Source organism: Halanaerobium sehlinense (genome assembly GCF_055379485.1).
In genome coordinates this window covers 1,721,697-1,741,119 of sequence record NZ_AP042442.1, presented here as the reverse complement: position 1 = coordinate 1,741,119, position 19,423 = coordinate 1,721,697, and the positions used below count along the sequence as shown (strand labels likewise).

24 protein-coding genes are annotated in these 19,423 nt (G+C 32.8%); all 24 read left to right on the top strand.

The annotated features are described in order from the left end of the window. The first annotated feature begins 279 nt into the window (after nucleotides 1-279). The 24 genes from ACZ446_RS08415 to ACZ446_RS08300 all read left to right on the top strand — a co-directional run bounded on the left by ACZ446_RS08415 (nucleotide 280) and on the right by ACZ446_RS08300 (nucleotide 19,421). The gene (locus ACZ446_RS08415; protein WP_464392133.1) at nucleotides 280-579 is read left to right on the top strand and encodes a hypothetical protein; all 300 of its coding nucleotides are present in this window, start codon (nucleotides 280-282) and stop codon (nucleotides 577-579) included. Nucleotides 580-625: 46 nt separating this feature from the next. Then, nucleotides 626-1,165 carry a hypothetical protein gene (locus ACZ446_RS08410; RefSeq protein ID WP_464392132.1) on the top strand — a complete coding sequence of 180 codons (540 nt, stop codon included), beginning with the start codon at nucleotides 626-628 and terminating at the stop codon, nucleotides 1,163-1,165. Between the two features lie 70 nt (nucleotides 1,166-1,235). Continuing rightward, entirely contained in the window at nucleotides 1,236-1,934 is a 699-nt protein-coding gene (locus tag ACZ446_RS08405; RefSeq protein ID WP_464392131.1) for a terminase small subunit, read from the top strand. Between the two features lie 2 nt (nucleotides 1,935-1,936). After that, a complete protein-coding gene (locus ACZ446_RS08400; protein ID WP_464392130.1) occupies nucleotides 1,937-3,208 on the top strand; it encodes a PBSX family phage terminase large subunit in 1,272 nt (423 codons plus the stop codon). Between the two features lie 14 nt (nucleotides 3,209-3,222). Next, the gene (locus ACZ446_RS08395) at nucleotides 3,223-4,626 is read left to right on the top strand and encodes a phage portal protein (RefSeq protein WP_464392129.1); all 1,404 of its coding nucleotides are present in this window, start codon (nucleotides 3,223-3,225) and stop codon (nucleotides 4,624-4,626) included. A 14-nt stretch (nucleotides 4,627-4,640) separates the two neighbouring features. After that, a complete protein-coding gene (locus ACZ446_RS08390) occupies nucleotides 4,641-6,149 on the top strand; it encodes a phage minor capsid protein (RefSeq protein ID WP_464392128.1) in 1,509 nt (502 codons plus the stop codon). Nucleotides 6,150-6,153: 4 nt separating this feature from the next. After that, a complete protein-coding gene (locus tag ACZ446_RS08385) occupies nucleotides 6,154-6,300 on the top strand; it encodes a hypothetical protein (protein WP_464392127.1) in 147 nt (48 codons plus the stop codon). After that, the gene (locus ACZ446_RS08380) at nucleotides 6,300-6,425 is read left to right on the top strand and encodes a hypothetical protein (protein ID WP_464392126.1); all 126 of its coding nucleotides are present in this window, start codon (nucleotides 6,300-6,302) and stop codon (nucleotides 6,423-6,425) included. The genes ACZ446_RS08385 and ACZ446_RS08380 overlap by 1 nt, the downstream gene beginning before the upstream one ends. A gap of 184 nt (nucleotides 6,426-6,609) precedes the next feature. After that, the gene (locus ACZ446_RS08375) at nucleotides 6,610-7,269 is read left to right on the top strand and encodes a hypothetical protein (RefSeq protein ID WP_464392125.1); all 660 of its coding nucleotides are present in this window, start codon (nucleotides 6,610-6,612) and stop codon (nucleotides 7,267-7,269) included. 2 nt (nucleotides 7,270-7,271) lie between these two features. Further along, nucleotides 7,272-7,844 carry a hypothetical protein gene (locus ACZ446_RS08370; RefSeq protein ID WP_464392124.1) on the top strand — a complete coding sequence of 191 codons (573 nt, stop codon included), beginning with the start codon at nucleotides 7,272-7,274 and terminating at the stop codon, nucleotides 7,842-7,844. A 35-nt stretch (nucleotides 7,845-7,879) separates the two neighbouring features. Beyond that, a complete protein-coding gene (locus ACZ446_RS08365) occupies nucleotides 7,880-8,929 on the top strand; it encodes a major capsid protein (protein WP_464392123.1) in 1,050 nt (349 codons plus the stop codon). Between the two features lie 53 nt (nucleotides 8,930-8,982). Beyond that, on the top strand, nucleotides 8,983-9,309 hold the full coding sequence (locus ACZ446_RS08360; protein WP_464392122.1) for a hypothetical protein: 327 nt from the start codon (nucleotides 8,983-8,985) through the stop codon (nucleotides 9,307-9,309). Nucleotides 9,310-9,314: 5 nt separating this feature from the next. Further along, entirely contained in the window at nucleotides 9,315-9,680 is a 366-nt protein-coding gene (locus ACZ446_RS08355; RefSeq protein WP_464392121.1) for a hypothetical protein, read from the top strand. Beyond that, on the top strand, nucleotides 9,677-9,988 hold the full coding sequence (locus ACZ446_RS08350) for a hypothetical protein (RefSeq protein ID WP_464392120.1): 312 nt from the start codon (nucleotides 9,677-9,679) through the stop codon (nucleotides 9,986-9,988). The genes ACZ446_RS08355 and ACZ446_RS08350 overlap by 4 nt, the downstream gene beginning before the upstream one ends. Further along, nucleotides 9,985-10,503, top strand: a complete 519-nt coding sequence (locus ACZ446_RS08345) for a hypothetical protein (RefSeq protein WP_464392119.1) — start codon at nucleotides 9,985-9,987, stop codon at nucleotides 10,501-10,503. Before ACZ446_RS08350 ends, ACZ446_RS08345 begins: the two co-directional genes overlap by 4 nt. Next, on the top strand, nucleotides 10,500-10,877 hold the full coding sequence (locus ACZ446_RS08340) for a minor capsid protein (RefSeq protein WP_464392118.1): 378 nt from the start codon (nucleotides 10,500-10,502) through the stop codon (nucleotides 10,875-10,877). Before ACZ446_RS08345 ends, ACZ446_RS08340 begins: the two co-directional genes overlap by 4 nt. A 19-nt stretch (nucleotides 10,878-10,896) precedes the next feature. Then, complete coding sequence (locus tag ACZ446_RS08335) at nucleotides 10,897-11,763, top strand: Ig-like domain-containing domain (protein WP_464392117.1); 867 nt, start codon at nucleotides 10,897-10,899, stop codon at nucleotides 11,761-11,763. A gap of 51 nt (nucleotides 11,764-11,814) precedes the next feature. Continuing rightward, entirely contained in the window at nucleotides 11,815-12,228 is a 414-nt protein-coding gene (locus tag ACZ446_RS08330; protein WP_464392116.1) for a hypothetical protein, read from the top strand. Beyond that, complete coding sequence (locus ACZ446_RS08325; RefSeq protein WP_464392115.1) at nucleotides 12,174-12,506, top strand: hypothetical protein; 333 nt, start codon at nucleotides 12,174-12,176, stop codon at nucleotides 12,504-12,506. The genes ACZ446_RS08330 and ACZ446_RS08325 overlap by 55 nt, the downstream gene beginning before the upstream one ends. Nucleotides 12,507-12,510: 4 nt before the next feature. After that, complete coding sequence (locus ACZ446_RS08320; protein ID WP_464392114.1) at nucleotides 12,511-15,165, top strand: phage tail tape measure protein; 2,655 nt, start codon at nucleotides 12,511-12,513, stop codon at nucleotides 15,163-15,165. 173 nt (nucleotides 15,166-15,338) lie between these two features. Then, nucleotides 15,339-15,761 carry a phage tail fiber protein gene (locus ACZ446_RS08315; protein WP_464392113.1) on the top strand — a complete coding sequence of 141 codons (423 nt, stop codon included), beginning with the start codon at nucleotides 15,339-15,341 and terminating at the stop codon, nucleotides 15,759-15,761. A 14-nt stretch (nucleotides 15,762-15,775) separates the two neighbouring features. Next, nucleotides 15,776-16,579 carry a phage tail domain-containing protein gene (locus ACZ446_RS08310; RefSeq protein ID WP_464392112.1) on the top strand — a complete coding sequence of 268 codons (804 nt, stop codon included), beginning with the start codon at nucleotides 15,776-15,778 and terminating at the stop codon, nucleotides 16,577-16,579. Between the two features lie 6 nt (nucleotides 16,580-16,585). Next, on the top strand, nucleotides 16,586-18,055 hold the full coding sequence (locus tag ACZ446_RS08305; protein ID WP_464392111.1) for a hypothetical protein: 1,470 nt from the start codon (nucleotides 16,586-16,588) through the stop codon (nucleotides 18,053-18,055). Between the two features lie 22 nt (nucleotides 18,056-18,077). Continuing rightward, nucleotides 18,078-19,421, top strand: a complete 1,344-nt coding sequence (locus tag ACZ446_RS08300) for a Gp37-like protein (protein WP_464392110.1) — start codon at nucleotides 18,078-18,080, stop codon at nucleotides 19,419-19,421. The last annotated feature ends 2 nt before the right edge of the window (nucleotides 19,422-19,423 follow it).

The following is a 19,423-nucleotide window of genomic DNA, read 5'->3' as shown; positions in this document are numbered from 1 at the left end:
AAAAGGTGCTAAAAAAGCTACAAAAAGTAGGGCTATGAGGAAAATGGGCAACAATCGGGCAAGAAACGGGCAACTTTCGGGCAACATTTCCCTAGAAGGTGTGATATTCTAGTATTGTGGAAATAAATATAAACTTTGTTATGTTTATTTTCCTCCTTTATTGGAGCCCTGGCCTTGCACCTCCAGGGCTTTTAATATTTTGAGGGGAGAGGGAGATTATAGAGGGTGTGGGGTATGCTGCTAAGGTATTTATTTTCATGAAAGAGATAGGAGGGGAATATGTTTGTAAAATGTGACTCATGTAATGTAAGATTTGAATTTGAGAATCCTAAGAAAAGAAAACTAACTGATCAGGTTTCAGAAATATATTTTGAATGTCCTAATTGTGGAGAAAAATTTCACTCTTATTATGAGAATGAGAAAGTTAGAAATTTGATGGATGAAAATAAGAAATTACAGAATAAGTTGAAGCGTGATATTACCAAAGCTAAGTTTGATAGTTTGATGGATAAAATTAGATATAATAAGCGAAAGATTAATAAAGAACAGAAAAGTATTAAAAACAAAGGAATTTTGTAGATTTGCTTGAAATACTTCTAATAGAGATATTATTAGGAGTGATAAAATGAGTGAAAAAACTAATGTCTGGGATTTTTTAATTAAGTCAATACCAGTTTTTGCCACTTTGTTCGGTGTGCTTCTTTCCCATGGGATTAAATATATTGGTAAAATAAAATTTAATGTAGATGAAACTAAATTTAGGTTTACTCTAGATGAAAAAATGAATTTTAATTTTGATACAGGCGAACCTGAATTTGTTATGGTAAGTATTATGCTTACTGAAATAACTCTCCACATATATAATAGCAGTGATAGTTATAAAACTATTAAGAATATAGAGCTGTTTCTTGGAGATGAACATTTACATAATAAGAAATTTATATTTAATGAGAGGAAAAATACTACACTGAATATTTTTAAGATACCTCCTAAAGAAGTTGTCCAACTTGTAATTAAAGGATATTATCCTGACGATGAAGTTGCTAAAATTAAGGATTCTAAAAAATTTCTAGATTTACATTTGAATTATGAGAATCGAAGAGGTAAGGAAAAATCTAAGAAAATTTATACTATTGATTTTAATGAGATTGAAGATGATTTTTAAAGCATTATAACTTTCAGCACCCAATCGGGTGCTTTTTTTATGCGCAAATTTAAGGAGGTGAGGTCAGCAAATGAGTAAAACAAAACTAATTAAGTGTAGTGGTATTAATAAAGATGGAAGCATGTGCTCGAGAAAAAAAGAAGTTTCTTCTGATTATGAAGGTAACTGGTATTGCTGGCAGCATCCTAAAGATAAAGTTATTAAAGATGATTCACTAACTGACAAACAGAAAGCTTTTTGTGAAGAATACATTGTAGATCTTAATGCAACTCAGGCAGCAATTAGAGCTGGATATAGTAAAAAAACAGCTGATGTTCAGGGGCCCAGGTTGTTAGGAAATGTTAGAGTTGCTGAAGAAATTGAAAGGTTAAAGAGAGCCAGATCAAAAAGAACTCAAATAACAGCTGACAGAGTTTTAGAGGAGCTTGCAACTATAGGCTATAGCAAGATAACTGACTATCTGGAAGTAGTTGAAAAAGACGTTGTTGTAGGCTATAAAAAGGATGATAAAGGTCAGCATGACTATGAGCAACCTATTATTAGAACCAAAAAGGTTGTAGAAATTAAGGAAACTAAAGAAATGGATCCAGAAGCTATTAAAGCTGTATCTGAGATAAAGCAAGGAGCAAATGGTATTAGTTTAAAGCTCTATGACAAACCAAGTGCTCTTGAAGATATAGGAAGGCATCTTGGTATGTGGAAAGACCGAATAGAGCATAATATCAATAATATTACAGGAGTAGAAATTGAATTTATTGAGGATGATTAGGAATGAGAATGAAAATAAAGCCTAAAAAGTCCGAGTTTAATCCTATATATTTCAAAAAAGGTTTAAAGAATGAGAGTTACTTTCAGATATATTTTGGTGGTTCTTCCTCAGGTAAAAGTTATTTTCTGGCCCAGAGAGCTGTTCTGGATGTAATGAAAGGCAGAAATTATCTTGTTGTAAGAAAAGTTAAAAATACTGTTAGAGGATCTGTCTTTAATGAGATAAAAAAGTCAATAATAGCTTTTGGCTTAAGTAAATATTTTAATATTAATAAATCTGAAATGACTATTACCTGCTTAATAAATAATAAGCAGATTATGTTTGGTGGCCTTGATGATGTAGAAAAGATTAAATCTATTACACCTATTAGTGGAGTAGTTACTGATATATGGGTAGAAGAGGCTACCGAAATAATAGAAAAAGATTTTAAGCAGCTTAAGAAAAGGCTCAGGGGCCAATCAAACCATAAAAAGAGATTGACTTTGTCTTTTAATCCGATTCATAAATCACACTGGATTTATAAATATTTCTTTGGTATCTGGCAGGATGATAAACAGTTTGTTAAAGATAAGATTGATGGTTTACCCTGCAGTATTCTAAAAACTACTTATAAAGATAATGAGTATTTAACAGCTCAGGATATCGCTAATTTAGAAAATGAATCTGATAAATATTATTATGAAGTTTATACTTTAGGTAACTGGGGAGTTCTTGGTAATCTTATCTTTAACAACTGGAAAACTAAAGACTTATCTAAATTTATACCATCATTCGACAATATTTTTTATGGACTGGATTGGGGTTTTTATCCCGATCCTTTTGCATTTTCTAAGATGCATATTGACGAGAGGAAAAAAATAATTTATATCTTTGATGAGCTTTATTTATATCAGCGAACCAATGATACTTTAATTGAAAAAGTTAAAGAAAAATATGACGGTGGCCGGAGAATTGTTGCAGATAGCGCTGAGCCCAAAAGTATTAAATACTTTAAGAATAATGGTGTCAGAATAAATGGAGCAGATAAAGGTCCCGGCAGTATTGAATATGGGATTAAGCGGCTTAAAGATTATGAAATTATCATTCATAAAGATTGTATTAATACTAAAAACGAGTTTTCACTTTATAAATATAAAGAGAGTAAAGATGGAGAAATATTACCGGTGCCAGTAGATAAGAATAATCATATTATTGATAGTATTCGATATGCTACTGAAGAGCTAGGAAACAAAGCAAATCTTACCCCAAGAAAAAACAAGCCTGCAGGATATTAGGAGTTGATTTAGTTATGAGTTATTTAACCAAAGGAGATAGCTGGCCTCCAACAGATGATGATCGTAAAAGAATAGAAAAGTATAAAGAAAACAAAAAGCTTTTTAGAGGTAAACATGATGAAATATTTAAAGATGTGCAGCGTAGATTAGAAAATGCTGATCAGAAAGCAATGACTTATCTTGTAGCCAATTATTGTGGCCTGCTTTCTAAGTTATCAGCAGATATGCTTTTTGGTGAGCAGCCAAAATTTAAAGTAAATAATGAGGATACTGATGAAAGACTGCAGGAATTAATAACAAAAAACAAACTTTATACTGGTTTATATGAGTCAGCTTTAGGTAATTCTTATCGTGGAGACTCCTGCTATAAAGTTAGATATGCAAGAAAAAACAAGTTTTCTGATGAGCGCAGCATAATAATCGAGTCTCAAAATCCTAATTACTTTTTTGTAGAGCAGGCAGACGATAATATTAGACAAGTTAATAGACAGATCATTGGCTGGGATTTCATGAAGGATATGAATGGCGATGATATAGAAGACACCAGGTTTTTAAAACTAGAAGTCCATGAGCCAGGCAAAATATTTAACTTTCTATATAAAATAAGTGGATATACAGTCCAGGAAGAGGTTGCACTTGATACTTTATACCCTGAGCTTGATAAAATGCAGCAAACTGGCGTAGATGACTTTATCATAACTCATATACCTAACTGGCGTGATGATGAGGTTTTCTGGGGCTATAGTGACTATTTAGATATGAAGAGTCTGCAGGATGAGGCAAATAATAGAATAAGTCAGATATCAAGAGTTTTAGACAAACATGCTGATCCCAAAATGAAGGGTCCTGCAGAAGCAATGGATGATGATGGTAACATTGATGTGTCTGGCGGCAGATATTTCCCTTATGAAAAAGATGGTGCTGAACCTAATTATATAACCTGGGAGGCTAAACTTGATTCAGCTTTTAAACAGATTGATTATATTTTAAAGATGATGTTTTTAGTCACTGAAACTTCACCTGATGCTTTTGGTTTAAGTGAAGGTAATGTTGCTGATTCTGGTAGAGCTCTAAAGTATAGGTTGATGCGACTGCTTTCTAAAATTGCAAGAAAGAAAAGATATTATGATGATGGAATAAAAGATATTCTTTATAAAGCTCAGTTAATGGATATTTATCATAATAATAAAAAATATGATGCTGAGCGACCTTCAGCTAGTTGGAGAGATGGAATACCGGATGATCCAAAAGAAGAAGCAGAAGAAACTGAGATACTTGATAGAGCAGGTGCTATTAGTTTAGACGAAAAAGTTAGGAAAAATAATCCTGATAAAACTGAAAAATGGATACAAAAAGAAGTAGCTAGAATAGAATCAGAATTAGAACAGCAGCAGTCAAGTTCCCCTTATACGATTTAAGGCTGGTGATATAAATGGCTGATATGTATGATGAGCTAGAGCCTAACAATTTAGAAAAGAACCCCGCTGAAGAAGAGATACTGCAAATTTTGGATAAGTATAAGAAGATAACTGATTCTATTGATAGGGAAGCTTTAAAATTAAGACAGATAGGAAATAAAAAGGATATGCTGGCCCAGTTGGATAAATTAAGGCAGAGAGCTGATCAAGATTTAACAGAACTTGCTAAAAGTGCTGAAAACTTTGCTCGTATTGCTGCACCTAAAAGTAATCTATCAGGTAGAGAGCTGGCAAATAATTATATTAAAAACCAGAGTAAGTATGTTGATGATGATGAAGGTGAAGTTACACAGATTTTTGATTTAATTCCTAAAGACAGAGAAAAAATCAAAAAGATTACAGAAAAAGTTACTGCTGATATGTTAAGAGATGTCAGAATGATTAATGACTCCTGGAGAAAAAGATTTGATGGTGTTGTTAGGAGTGGTATTAATGAAGTCAGAGGCATTAATCTTATCAAAAGGCCAGGTATTAGAGGTGGTACAACTACCGGTAAGGAAATAGGCAGCAGATTGTATCAGGAAATTAGAAACAGTGGCTTGAAATTAATTGATAGCATTGGCCGCAAGTGGGAGCCTGACAGATATATAAGAATGTTTGCCCGCACCAGGACCAGAGAGCTACAGACTCAGGGTATTGAAAATAGAATGAATGATTTTGGCTTTGATTTAGTGCAAATAAGTGAGCATGTAGATGTTGATGGTATGGATATTTGTAATATATATGAAGGTAATGTTTATTCTTTATCAGGTGATCATCCGGACTATCCAAAACTTGATGCAAGGCCACCATTTCATCCTAATTGTGCCCATGTGATGACTCCATGGATTGAAAAATATCAAAATAAAGTAAAAGAGAATATAAGCTCGGATAAAAGTGATTTAAAGGTTAGCAAGGAATATAAAAAGCTACATCCTGAACTTAATGATGATGTAATCGAAAAACTAGAAAAAACACATCTTAAGGTTTTAGAAAGAGGAAAAGAAACAGGAACTGAGCATCTTTCTTTAATTAATAAATCTGATGGTTTGCCTGCTTTTAAAGACTTATCTGGAGGTAAGAGTTCAGTTGAGTTTACTCCAGAACTGGTAGATAAATTGAAAAAGTCACCTAAAAATAGTATAATTATGGTACATAATCATCCGGGAAGTTCTTCATTTTCTTCAGATGATTTAAAAGTACTGAATAATTTTGATTCAATTTACAGTATGACTGTAGAAGGACATAATGGCAGAAAATATTCTTGTATGATGAGTGATGGCAAAAAAGTTAATTCTGATAGTAAGGTTAATCGATTATATAGTCAGCATAAATATAAACATCATGAAAAGTTTAGAGATAAAGTATTAAATGGAGAGCTATCAAGCGAAGAAGCGTGGCAGGAACATAGTCATGAGCTTATGACTAGTTTAGCAGATGAGTTAGGATGGGTTTATAGAAGAATTCTTCCTGAGGGGGAATGATATTATGTCTGAAAATAATAAAAAACCAATCGGATTAGATTTAGTTGATGATAAACCAGATTATAATAAATCTGAAGAAGAGAATAAAAAAGATTATATTGAGAGATATAAAAAAGTGTATGGAGAAGCTCCGCCGGGAGTTGAAGAATAATGTCTATCTGGGATACACCTTATCATGACCTGCCCTGGTATCATAGAATTTATGTGCAGCCGATTGTTATGGCTTTAGAAGGAATTAACTGGCTGCTAAGAAAGTTTACAACTAAATTAAAATAATTAAACACCTGAGAGGGTGTCTTTTTTTATGCCTAAATTTAATATTTTTGCTGCACTCCATTGCTGGGGTGCTTTTTTTATGTCCAGACTGGGGAAGACATTAAAAGCTCCTGGTATATAGCTGACGAGCTTAAAACGGTGGTCGACAGACCTAAAACAGGAATTATAAAAGGAGTTGTATAAAATGGATGAATTAATTAAATTTTTGAAAGAAAATGATGTTGAGATTACAGATGATCTCAAAGAGGAAATAAAAAATATCTGGAATAGTAATTTGCCTGATGAAGATGATTTATTTACTCAGGATGATGTCGATGAGATTGTCAAAAAGAGGCTGGCCCGGGCCGAAAGTTCTTATGAGACTGAAATTAATGAATTAAAAGAAGCAATGAAAGGTTTAGTTGATCCTGAAAAGTTGGAAGAGTATAAAGAAAAAGTTAAGGAGCTTGAAGGTAAAGCTGAGGAACGTGAAAAAGAATTAAAAACTGAATATGAGCTGCAGTTAGCAGCCAAAGATGCTGGAGTTAAAGATCCGGATTATTTCGAGTTTTTAGTTGAAAAGAAGGGTATTAAAAACAGACTGAAACTTGATGAAGAAGGAAAAGTAGTTGCTACTGATAAAGAAGGTAATATTTTAACTGAAGATGGAGCAAAACTTGGACCATCGGCCTTAATTAACGAGATTAAAGAAGAAAAGCCAGATATTTTTGGTGAACAAGAAGCAGGTAAAGATATCGGTGGCGGAGGTGGTAACCCAGGTGGAAATGGTCCAAAAGATAAGAAAAAGAATACTGAAAGTCTGGCCATGGAATTAGGATACAAATCTAAAAAGGAGAGTGAATAATAATGACTTTAAAGCCCAGTGTTACTGAAGAACTTGAATTTATAAATATCTTAAAGTCTAGACATGCCCGTTATATTGACGGAGCAAGAGTTGTAAGTAAAGAAGCTGTTAACGGTGACTATGTACCTCCAGGAGCTGCTATTGGTAAATTAACCAGTTCTGGTAAATATGCACCTGTTACTAGAGATAAGGTAGCAATTGGTGGAGCTGATGCAGCTGAAAACACTATTCCTCTAAAAAATCTAAATGAGGAAGATTGGCATAATTGGCAGAATGGTGATGAAATAATTTGTGATCCAGGTGGAAGTAATGAAGAAACAGCCATTATTACTGCTATCGATGAAGCAGCAGGAACTTTGACTGTAGATGGAATTACTACAGCTCATGCTGAAGATATTGTAATTCAAAAGAATGATGGGGCTGCGGCAGCAGAATTTGTTTGTACTGAACTGATTGATGTGTCTGATGAAGACGCTTTAGTTGGAGGTATAGTTCATGGGGCAGTTTATGCTTTAAGAATGCCTAATTATGATGAGCAGGTTGCTGCAGACTTGCCAATGATATCTTTTGAATAATACTTTAAAATTTAAAAACTAGGGAGTGAGAATAAATGCCTAAAGAAAAATTGGTTGACACAATTGAAAATGAATTTGGAATAGATTATTTAGGATTTTTACAGGAAATTGATGAACCTGAAAATTATATAGGTTCTGCTTATTTACCTGTCCAGGAAGAATTTGATTATGACTGGGTTTATCATATTTTTGATAATACCACAGCTATGGCAAAAATAATGTCCAGAGGAGATGCAGAAGCACCAATAGTTGGTGGCCCGGCTATTAAAAAAGTTGCTGGATCTGTTGTGCCCTTTGGACAGAAATTTGAAGTGAATAAAGCCATTTTAAATAAAATCTTTAACCCTCGCAACGATAATGAGCTAAAAAGAAACTTGCGTCAGATTTTAGATGAATCTGCACGAAACGTACGCTCAGCTCAAGCAAGACGAGAGTGGTTAAGATGGCAGGTAATGGCTAAAGGGGCTATCATATTTAATGATAAAGATGAAAATGAGAGACTAGCTATTGATTTTGGTGTACCATCTAAACATAAAATTGATAGTTCTGCTTTAGAAGGGGGTCCATGGGATGGAGCTTCTCCTAAGCCATTAAGTGATTTAATAGCAGCTTGTGAGACTTATTTCAGCACAAATGATGAGATGCCTTCTAATATAGTCATGAGAAGAGCTGAATTAAGAAAATTAACAGGTTCTACTGAAGTAGCAAGTGAATTTTCCGATAATGCTACTCGTATTTCTCTAAGTGTAATTAATGATTATCTGGTTAGTTTAGGATATCCAGAGATTATAACTTATGATGAATTTGTAAAACATGAAGATAAAAAAGGAAGACCTACTGTTACTGAATACTTTGTACCTAAAGGTAGAGTTGTTTTAGTTAAACAGTCTGCTGGACAGGCTATTGAAGATACTGGCCGCCTAGTAATGGGGCCTGTTGCAGAGAATGATTTCCAGCCAGGCATCTTTACTACAATTTATGAAGAAAATGATCCAAAGAAATACTGGCACTTTATGAAGACTGAAATGTGGCCAGCAGTATATAATCCTGAATATGTTTTCTATATGGACGTATTGTCTGCATAAATAATGCGAGCACCTTAATTGGTGCTCTTTCTTATTTTAAGGTGGTGGAAATTATGTTGAAAGTTCAAGCTGATTGGAAGGTTGGCTATCCAGCTGGCCCGGATAAAAAGATTTATTTAGAAGGTGATGTATTTAATTGTGATGATAAATGGGGGCAGATGAAAGCTGCTCAAGGTAAGATTATTATTTTAAAAAAAGTTGAAGAGAAAAAGCCAGTTGTCAAAATTACTGAACTAACTGTCAATGAAGCAGATGAAATTATTGATAATTGTAAGGATATTAAAAAGCTAGAAAGTTGGTTGCTAGAAGAAAAAGAAAATAAAAACCGAAAAACTACACTTGAATATTTAACTGATCGCTTAGAAGAACTGAGAGAGTGATAAAAATGCCTACAATAGCTGCAGCTAATACTTATTTTTCAAAGCGACTCTGGACTTCAGAATGGGATGACTCTAATGATGAAAAGAAAAAGGCTGCTTTATCTCATGCTCAAAGAGAAATTGACAGCTTGAATTTCAGTTCTAAAATGTCGAGAGAGGACTATAATAAAGCCGTATTTGAGCAGGCAATATTTTTGCTTAATCTAGGTCCCGAAGATAGAAAAAGGCTTAATCTACAGGCTCAGGGTGTTCAGAGTATCAATGTTTCTCAATCAGTTAGTGAAACTTATGTAATAAACGGTATTGCATATGCTCCAACAGTGCAGCAGCTTGTAAAGAAATATAAGTATCAGGTTGGTGATCTTATATGATAAGAAGTTATTTTAATGCTGTTGCAGAAAAAATAAATAAATTTATTAAATCAGATGGTTATGGTAACCCTGAATTAGAAGAAATAGCAGAAAATGTCGAATGTAGAAAATTTGAAAGAACTAAACTTGTAAGAAACTCAAAAGGAAATGAAGTTGTATCTTCAATTGAAGTTTGGCTTCCGCCAGGATTTGAGAATCTTCCACCAGAAAGTGTAATTGTTTTTAATGGTGAAAAGAAAGTGGTTATAAATTCTGGCCATGTACCTGGTATAGTTGCTAATCAATATTTAAAGGTGTATTTAAAATGAAAGAAGAGCCTTTATTTGATTTAGATGTTGAAAAAATGGAAGAGGATATTAAGAGGGTTCAAAAGGCTTTGGATAAAGCAGAAGATATTGCTTTAAAAGCTGCTAAACGAGAAGTGGTAGCTATTGTATTTGATTTGCTTGGAGAGGCTATGAATAGAGCACCTATAAAAACTGGATATTTAAGAGGGGCAGGTATTGCAAAAGTTAATGATGACCAGGTAGCTCATACTGAAAGTTCTGGTAATGGGAAAGCTAATTTAATTAAAGATTTTAAGGCAGGGAATATATCTCTACAAAAAATGATTGATGAATTAATTGGAGAGGTTGCTTTTAACACTCCTTATGCTACTTATCAACATGAAGAACAGGATCTTAATCATAATCATCCAGGTCGCATAAGCGGTGGAGAGGCTAAATATTTAGAAAACCCTTTAAAAGAAAAGTCGCCGCACTATATTCAGGGTCTAGCTGCAGCAATCGAAGCTGCTTTAGATAAAGAAGGTGATAATAATTGAGTATTTTATTAAAAAAAGTTGTTGATTTTGTGGAAGCTCATGAAGTGGGAACTTTTAGTGAAGATATTTTTATTGGTCAGAGGCCATCTAAGCCGATTGACTGCATTACTTTTTACGATACACCTGGTAGAGCTCCTAGAAAAGATAAGACAGCTGATAGAACATTCCAGGTTATTACTCGGAATAAAAGCTATCCTCTGGGAATAGGTAAAGCTGGAGAAGTACAAAAAGTTTTAAAAGAATTATATCAGTTTTGGCTTGGTGATACCTGGGTAATTAAGTTAGAAGCCCAAAATGAACCGGGCCATATTGGTAGAGATGAAAACGGAAACCATTTATTTAGTGCAAATTATAATATTTGGATAAAAGAATAATTAAAGAGAGGTGATTTCAATGACAGTTACTAAGGCTGTTAGAAACCCTGGTAATTTTACCGTAGGTCCATCAGATATTTTTGTTGGAGCGTACGGTTCTAATAAAGAAGATGCCAGAGATATTGGTATAACCCAGGGTGGAGTTAGCTATAGTAAAGAAACTGAATTCAAAGAATTTGATGATGCTGATCAGTATTTAGGAGTAATCGGTATAGCCAAAATTGGTGAAAGGCTAGAAGTTACTTTCACTATGAAAGAAAATACTTTAGAAAACATGAAACTTGCATGGGGTTTAGTCGGTGAAGCACTTGATGCTCAAAATAACACACTTTATTTTGGAGGTTCGCCAAAAGTTGAATATAAATCTTTATTTGTTGATGGACCAGCTCCAGGTGGGGGAACTGCAAATTATGAGTTTTGGAAGGCTTTTCCCATTTCGGCATCAGAAGTTGAACAGACAAAAGATGATAATGCGGTTTATGAGGTAACAATGTTAATCATTGAAGATATTACAAAAGATGAAAAAACTAGATATGGTAAAAGGGTTGATACTTATGATGACACCGAACCTCCTGTTATTAATGCTGTATCTCCTGTTGATAGTGATATTGATGTTGCAGTAGATATGGAAGTTGAATGGACTTTTTCAGAAGCAATACAGCAAAGAGATATTACTAAAGGTAATTTCAATATTGTTGATGCTACAGGAAGTGAGATAGCTGGAGATTTAGCTTATAATCCGAATGATTTTACTGTTACGTTTATTCCAGAATCAAATTTAGCAAGTGATACATTGTATCTTGCTTTTGTTTCTGGAGAAATAAGAGATATGGCAGGCAATTCAATGGGAGATAACTACCGTACTAGTTTTACCACAATAGTATAAAAATTATTTAAAGCAGGGAAACCCTGCTTTTCAATATTGGAGGAGATTAATTTGGCTACAAAAGTAGATGAAGTTTTAATACCGGAAACTAAAGATGTTTATGTTGGCAAAGAAAAACTTGAAGTAGGTCCGCTTGTTAGAGCTAAATATGGGAAACTGATAAATATTTTTGCAGAACTAGTTTTAAATTTAGATCAAGAAATTTTAGAAAATGCTGAAGAGAATATACCTGATTTGATAAGCGTAATAAGTGAAGATGCTTTATTAAAACTATATTCAGCAGTGCTAGATAAAGATGAGGAATGGGTAAATAATAATTTATTAATTTCTCAGGAGATAAAATTATTTGGTGTTATTTTAGAAGTTAATGATATTGAGATGATCGTTGAAAATTTTACAAAAGTGCTGCAGTGGAAAGCAATGATTCAGAGAGCAAAGACAAAGTTACAGAGTTCGAAGCAGTAGAAAAAATAGCTAGCACTTATTCAATGCCTCCTGATGAAGTGATCTGGAAATATACCAAAAAACAAATTGAAGAAATATATATACAAATTCAAAAACGGGAGACTAAAGAAATTAATCTTGAATATAAGATGATTAGAGCTACTAGAATACAAAACCCACCAGAAACCTTTTTAGAAACCGGTAAATCTAAAAAAATTAGTAATGATGCCCAAGACACTGGGGTTGGCTCAGATGAAGAGTTGAAAAACTATAATCCTAATTTGAAGATCAGGAGGTGAGCTTATGGCTTATAATGCAGGTGCTATAGTTACAAACTTTACAGCTGGAGTAAAAGATTTTAAAGCAGGTATTAAAACTGCTAAAGAAGAGTTGTCTGGATTGGCAAAGTCAGTATCAAAAACAGGAAATAAGCTAAAATCGGCTGGTTCTACAATGACTAAGAATATAACAGCACCGCTTGTAGCAATCGGAGCAGCAGCTGGTAAGTTTGGGATTGAGTTTGAAAATTCTATGACTCAATCTCTTTCTATTATGGGTGATGTTTCAAACAAAATGAGAACCCAAATGGAAAATACAGCTAGAGGGGTTGCTCTATCAACTGATAAATCGGCCAAAGAGGCTGCAGATTCATATTATTACCTGGCATCTGCTGGTATGGATGCAGCTGAAGCGATGGAAGCTTTACCGAAAGTTGCTGAGTTTGCTACAGCTGGTAATTTTGATATGGCCACAGCTACTGATCTTTTAACTGATGCTCAAAGTGCTTTAGGTTTAGCAGCAGAAGATACTGCTGAACATATGGAAAATATGCAGCGTGTATCTGATGTATTAACTCAGGCTCAAAATATGGCTAATGCCAGCACGCAGCAGTTTTCTGAAGCAATGACTAACCAAGCAGGTGCAGCTTTAAAAGCTACGGGTAAGGATATAGAAGAAGGTACGGCTTTATTAGCAGTTTTTGCTGATATGGGTATAAAAGGTTCTGAAGCTGGTAATATGCTTTCTAGAACACTCACTTATTTAACTGATGCTCAAAATAAAAATAAAGGTATGTGGGAAGAACATAATGTGAGTATTTATGATTCTGAAGGCAATATGAAGCATATAGCTGACATTATAGAAATGCTAGAGAATAAATTATCAGGAATGTCCGATCAACAAAAAGCAACAACTTTAAAACAGCTAGGTTTTAATGCTGAAACTCAAAGAACCATTAACTTATTAATGGGCACTTCTGAACAAGTTAGACAGTATGAAACTGAATTAAGAAATGCAGGTGGAGCAACAGAAGATATTGCAAATAAACAGATGAAATCTATGCAGAAAAGGCTAGGATTATTAAAAGATGGCTTAATTGATGCAGCTTTATCTATTTATGATATGTTAGAGCCTGCTATATCAAATGTGCTGCTTCCTATTTTCCAGTCTTTAGTTGGTGGTATTAGAAAAGTAGCGGGTTGGTTAGGTAATTTACCTGAGCCAATACAAGCTGTTATTGGTGTAATTGGAATGTTGGTAGCGGCCATTGGTCCTGTTCTTGTAGTAGTCGGAACTATTATGACAACCATAGCACCTTTAATACCTACAATTACAGCAGTTGGTTCAGCAATCATGGCTCTAGGAGCTGGCCCATTAGTTGCAATTGTTGCAGCTGTTGCTGGGGCTATTGCTATATTTTCAAAATGGCATAAGGAGATTGCATACTTTTTAAAATACCTAGTTGATGTATTTATTGGAACTTTTTTAAAGTTACCGGAGTACTTTCCACAAATTTGGAATGATATTAAAACTATAACTTCAAATGCTTTGACAGGTCTAAAAAATTTAATTAATAGTATGGCTACAAGTGTTTCATCTATAATGAAAGGTCTTTGGAATAGTGTTAAATCAATTACTAAAAATAGCTGGAATGCAATTAAAAACACTATAAGTAATATTCTTGATGTGATCTTAACTCTATTCTTAAACTGGACACCAGTGGGACAGATAATCAAATACTGGGATCAAATTTTAGTATATACTCAACAAATATGGAACAATATTAAAAGTTTTATCTCTAAAATATGGACCAGCATAATTGAAACTATTTCAGATTCAGCTTTAGTAAATGCTATTAAAGAAGTTTTTGGGAGCATAAAGGATACGATTATTAATGTTTTTAAAGCTATGATAGATAACGTTAGTAATGCATGGGATACAATAAAAGGTTATGTAACTGATTCTTCTATCTGGAATACTGCAATTAATACATTCCAAAATTTTGTTAATAGTTTTATAAGTATTTTTAGTAAAATAGCGCAAACTATCAATGATGTATGGAATGATGTCATTGATTTCACAGTAAATGCATTTAAAATAGTTGCTGAAGATATGAAAGAAATGTTTAATGAAGTTGTAGATTGGATTCCAGGTAAAATTGGTCAAATAGTAGATGGAATTAAAGTATTCTGGACAGATGTTTATGAGTATTTATCAAATCAAGATTTATACTCTATAGGTAGGAATATAATAACTAGTTTAGCTGACGGTATAAAATCAGCTATGAATAAAGTTGTAAACTCTGTGAAAAATGTTGCTTCAGGATTGACCGATGCAGCAAAAAAAGTTTTAGGAATTAACTCGCCTTCTAAAGTTTTTGCTGGAATAGGTACTAATATTAGTGAAGGCTTAGAGAAAGGAATTGAAAGTAAAGAAGATAGTTTGAAAAATACTATGACTTCTATTAAAGATAAGTTGACTACTCAAATCAATGTTTCACAAGCTCAAGTAACACCGCAAGCTCGAACAGCAGCTCAAAGCAGCTTTAATTCTAGAGTCTATAATAACTTCCAACCAACTGTAAATATGGATGGGAATAATATTGAAACAGCTTCAGAACAGCGAAGAAAACAAGAGCAATTAATGAGAAAGTTGGGAGCTATGTATGGTAATTTATAAAGTTATGTTTATTAGATGGCTGGAAGAATACTACCCACAACATGTTGGATGATATTTAAATGGCTGGCTTGAGATTGTAAGAATAGATATGCAAGGACATATTTTTTTCAAATATATTCCGATGTTGAGTTTTTAGGAACAGTTGTAGAATAATAATAAGAGGGTGATTATAAATGACAGGTTTAACTGATGCAGGGAAAAAATTAGTTTTAAATGCCTTATTTAGAAACACAGGAACACTTCCTACTAATATTTATATTGGATTGGCTACAAACACATCTGGAAGTTTAGATGAAACTGCTTTATTTACAGATTTAATAGAAGTTGATGATGCTGGTTACGAAAGAAAAGAAGTTATTTTTGATACTCCAGAGATTTTTAACAACGCACAGGCTGTAAAAAATAGTACTCAAATTGAGTTTGGTCCTTGGGCTGAAGATGAAGATGCTGGAATAACTTATGCTTTTTTAACTGATTCGCAGACAGGTACTACAGGTACATTGTTAGCTCTTTATCCTTTCGCAAGTGCTAAAAATCCATTTGCTGGAGAAGCACAAATTGTAACCCAAGGAAGTTGTATATTTAGTCTTGATTAAAGAAGGTGAATTTTATGATAATTAGCTTTATAAATTCTGAAAATCAAATAATGACTTTTTTGGAGCAGGAGAATATTATTTTACAACAGTGGGATGGTTTTGCAAATACAGCTCATTCTTTAAGAGAAAATAAAGCGCCAGGTCAAATAGGCTCAACAGTTATTAATAAAATATATCAACCAAGAGCAATAAATATACAGTTTTTGTTAAAAGGTAATAATAGACAGGTAGTTTTTGATTTGAGAAAAGAACTGATTTCAAAACTAAATCCGGATTTAAAAGAAGGTAAATTAATCTGGCAGCAAAATGATGGTAAAGCATATCAGATTAATGCTGAACTTGAAAATTTAGAAATGCCGGGAGGAGATGCACAGGGACAAGCTTTTCAGACTGTGCAGGTTAGTTTTCTTTGTGCTGATCCACGCTGGTTTGATATTGATTCCAATAACTTTATTCTACCAGCTAATTCAGATTTTACTGTTTTTAATGAGGGACACACTAAAACTGACTGTATGTTTGAGATATCTGGACCGGTTATAAATCCAAATATTATTAATCTGACCACAGGTAAAAAAATAGCTTTAAATATTGAGTTATTGGAAAATCAAAAAATTAATATTAATACCAAGTTTGGCGAGAAGACTGTTGAATTTATTGATGAAAATGGAAAATTTAAAAGAGCTATGAATATTCTTGACTTAGATTCGGAGTTATTTTATTTAGAAAGAGAGCAAAATGCTTTAAGGTTTGAAGGAGCAGGAATAAACGAGAATACTTTTTGTGAAATTAATTTTTATAATAGATTTTTAGGAGTGTGATAAAAAATGGCTTTAGGAGACTTAAAAAAAGATTTAAACTCATTACCAATGCCTGCTTCTGTAACAATTTCAAATAGTGGGAAATATGTAGTTGCTTTGCATGGTGGAGATATGATGGGAGCTACCAATTATTATATATATAATTTAGAAACAGATGCTCTAGAAGTTAACACAACTTTACCTTCAATAACCGGATTAAGTATAACTATTGCTGGTAGTGAAGGAAACGAAAAAGTTATTATAGGTGATTCCACTGGAAACATTCATTTTATGGAGTTGTCAAATATGATAACAGAAGCAACAAATGTTGTTACAGATACATTTGGTGTAGCTGCTGGTAAAATACCATTAAAAATAAAAGATAATGGTTTAGATTTTAATAACCCAGATTTTAGACTTGGAGTGTTTTATACATCTCAAGATAACTCTGACATAATGCTGCTCAACCCTTCTAACTTTAGTATCGTTAATAGCGTTAGTTACGCTTCTGCAGATGTGTCTATGATAGAAGATTTTGATTTGTTATATGATGAAAATGTATCTAAAACAACCTTAATTTATCCTGCTCATAATGTGAGTACTTCTACTTATTTTTTGCAATTGATAGTTGAGAATGAAGCAATTCCTGCTCAAATTGAAATACAGAATGCTGATCTAATTAGCAGTGTTATTACTAATATGAGTACATTTAAACAAATAAAACTATATAAAGATTCTGCTACTGAAGATAAAATTGCTAAATTATTGTTATATGGTTTTGATGAGTCTGGTGGAGGTCAAGATAAATATTCAGAAATCATAGATTTTAATATAGAGTCTAAAACTATGCTGAATAGTTTTACAATTACAGAAACTGCTTATAACACCGATGGACAAGTAATAAATACAGCTATATTGGACAAAGATACAGTTATAGCTAATAAAAATGCTACTGATATTGTTGAAATACAAGACTTAAATACTGTAATTACAACTGTTACTAATATTCCAAAATTTGTAGTTTCTAATAATAGCGAGGTATTTCTGATATTAGAAATAACTGGTTATCAAACACAAGATGAGCAAATTTCTGACCTCAAAGTTTATGAAGGTATTATCGCAGCATCTGAGCCTAGTTTAAACTTTCCTGTTGAAGAGAATATTTATTTCTTTAATGCTAATAATGAATTAATTACTGAGCTTGATGTAGGGCAGTTATCACCAATAAAAGATACTGCTATTTATTCGGTACAGATTGCAACTAATGTTACCTCAAATACTTTTGAAAGTATAACGTTAGGAACTACTCAAAACAACGTTAATTGCTTAATGTCAGCAACTGAAGATCCATTTGAAAATCTAGAAGAAATTACAATACCTTTTACCAATGCTGATGTAATAACAGTATATTTAAAACTCGCAACCAATGAAGTGCAGACAGTCGGAAACGCAACCTTAGAATTACTTGTTATAGGTAATGTGGATTCCACAGCATAAACTATAAGAGGAGGAATAAATTATGAAAATAAAATATTTCAATCCTCCTGTAAATAGTTTAATTATTGATTATACAAAGGCTCACAACTCTTTAAAAATATATTATAACGGAAATCATACTAATAGCGTGAGCCTTCTTTTTTCTAAGAGCGATAATCAATTAAAAGTGAACTATTACAATGGAATGACGAATGGGTTAAATTTAGTATATAATGGCGATAATACAAATGTGTTAGACGTAGATCATAAATTAGCAGATAATAGTTTAAATTTAAAATATACTGATTATGAATTTCAAAACAGTTTAGATATTAATTTTTATAATGTTGACTCTGATATATTTAGAAATACTTTAATTATAAAATATGAATTATTAGAAATTTCAGCAATAGAAGCCAATTTTAAAAGCATTTCTACTTTTACCATTAAGCTTAGTTCTGCTATTTTATTAGAAAATCAATCAGAAACTAATTTAAATATAAAATTAAGCAGCACAATAAGAGAAATTAAAATTGAAACAGTATCGAGCTTAGATATAAAGTTTGTAAAATTAAAAGAACTACTTCCTATAATAGAAAATCAAATACAGACTAACTTTAGTCTATATTTTAAATCTATAACTGATAATGAAGTAATAATGATTTTATCTCCGGAATTTGAGTTATTAGCTATACTTGAAGAATACAAGGATTTTGTGTGGAATAGACGCTGGAGAAAAGTAGATGATTATGAATTGAGTTTAAACAGAAAAGTTAAAGTTTCTAACTATTTACAGCTTGATAATTATGTTGCTGCGAAAAAAGGTGACGTCGTTCGTGCTGGCAGAATTGCTACAAGGAATTTAAAGAAAGATGTAAATGGAGAATTTCTAACTGTTTCAGGGAAAGGTCTAGGAGAAATATTTGAGAATAGAATAGCAATTAATGATGTAAACACAGGAGATGGTTATGACACATTCTCAGGTAACGCTGAGAGTGCTATGAGATATTATATTGATCAGAATTTAATAAATCCTACTGACACAAACAGACAGGTTTCTAGACTTTTGAATGGTAATAATAATAATTTTGGAAAACAGATTAATTATAGAGCTAGATTCCAAAAAATATCAGACATACTTTATGAAATTTCAAAGGCTTCTGGTTTAGGGTGGGATATAGTTTTAGACTTAGAAACTAAAAATTTTATATTTGAGGTATTGACAGCTAAAATTAGAAAGGGTGTCAGATTAGACCCGACCTATGACTCGGTGCAAATGATAAATTTCAAAGAGAATAAAAGCTCAAATGAAAATCAGATTTTAATAGCTGGTCAAGGATCTGGTGCTGATAGAATGATTAGAACAGTTTCAAGAAATGAGGTGTAGTA